Origin of the sequence: Bradyrhizobium sp. HKCCYLR20261 (assembly GCF_051168435.1) — a bacterium.
Lineage (GTDB): Bacteria > Pseudomonadota > Alphaproteobacteria > Rhizobiales > Xanthobacteraceae > Bradyrhizobium.
Genome location: NZ_JBNPUZ010000041.1, coordinates 1 through 1,408 on the forward strand (window position 1 = coordinate 1; position 1,408 = coordinate 1,408).

Genomic DNA, 1,408 nt, shown 5'->3' on the forward strand with positions numbered 1-1,408 from the left:
GGCTACCGGATTCACACATCGCCTCGCGTGAGGAGGTTTGCGCCGCGCTTCATGGCCTGGAACTCAAGCCACCCCTCGTACATGACGATGGGGCCGGGCTTTCCGTAGTAGCCGGTCCATCCGCCGAGGCGGGCGCAGACCCAGGCTGCATAGGCCAGACATCCCTTGGGATGAGGGTTCTTCTGCCGCTCGGTCTTGCCTTCGAGCCGAGCGCAGCAAGCTTCGAGCAGTGGAACGTCGGCGGGGTCGAATGCATCGGTGACGGGGCGTAGAGGACCTGGGCCTCCGTCGCGCGCATGCACGAGTTGCTGGATGCATACTGCCGCGATCAACGTTGCGGTGATGAGGCGGTTACGAGGCGCGCTGTCCTCGATCTCCAGACCCTCGATGTCGAAGCCGCCGGACTTGAGGGTACGGAATAGCTGCTCGATCGCCCAGCGCTGTCGATAGAAGCGGACCACCTGCCAGGCTTGCGTCTCGTTCTCGATCTCATGTGTCGTGAGAAGGCGCCAATGGATTGGCGCTTCGCCGCTGGGCGGGTCGACCTCGCGCACATCGACGATGTTCACGCTCACGCTCTTCGGCAAATGGGCGCGCAATCCAGACTTCGGTTGAGCCAGACTGGCCTTCATGAAGCGAAGTTCGAGCCGAGCAGTTCGCCGCTTGCGCCCGGGCTTGGCAGGAAGCTCCAGTTCCGCGCGTCCCATCGCAGCCAGCGCATCGACACGGGCAAACAGCGTCTCGCCGTCCGCCAGTGCACGATCATGCGCCGCGCGGATCAGCAGCTCGACACGTTCCGAACGCAAGGCAAACGCCTCGAAGATGTCGCTCTCGCGATCGGCGATCACGGTGATCGAAGCCGCTCCGGCGCACACCGAGGCCGCCTGTTCGGCGCCTTGCGGCCAGCGGAAGCTCTCCTTCTCCTCGATCGGTGTGGATCGCCGGGCTGCCCGCCGGCCGCTCTTGCGGTCCAGAAAGCAGCCGTCGATCAGCCCCAGGATTGCGCCATCCTGCGCGTCCAGAGCCAGGACGGCGTGCAGATACTCGCCGCCGCCGCCTTCCGAGCGCACCACGGTCGTGTCCTGGATCGCCAGCACATGCCGCCCGATGCAGCGCTCCGAGGTCCGCCTGGCCGCCTCCTCCAGCATCTCCTCACAGCTGAAAGCCGCGTTGCGCAACAACCGCGTCAGACGGATCTCTCCCGCCCGATTGCCGCCCAAGCGACGCACCCGCAGCCTGCCGCCGCCTGAGGCAACCAGCCGGCCCAGAAGAAAGGCCCCCCTTTTTCCAGGCGACGGTCGCCAAACCGTCCCAGCCCAAGCTCCATGAAAGCCTCCTTCCGCAAGAGACTGACAGGGAATCAGACGTTCTTCCCGTATTCAACATCGATGTGTGAATACGGTAGCCC

General features: G+C 64.9%; 1 protein-coding gene. It reads right to left on the reverse strand.

Features of this window, described 5'->3' with window-relative positions; all coding sequences use genetic code 11:
- Window positions 1-11 precede the first annotated feature (11 nt).
- Window positions 12-1,229 carry an IS4 family transposase gene (locus ACQR1L_RS35080; protein ID WP_434862473.1) on the reverse strand — a complete coding sequence of 406 codons (1,218 nt, stop codon included), beginning with the start codon at window positions 1,227-1,229 and terminating at the stop codon, window positions 12-14.
- Window positions 1,230-1,408: the final 179 nt, after the last annotated feature.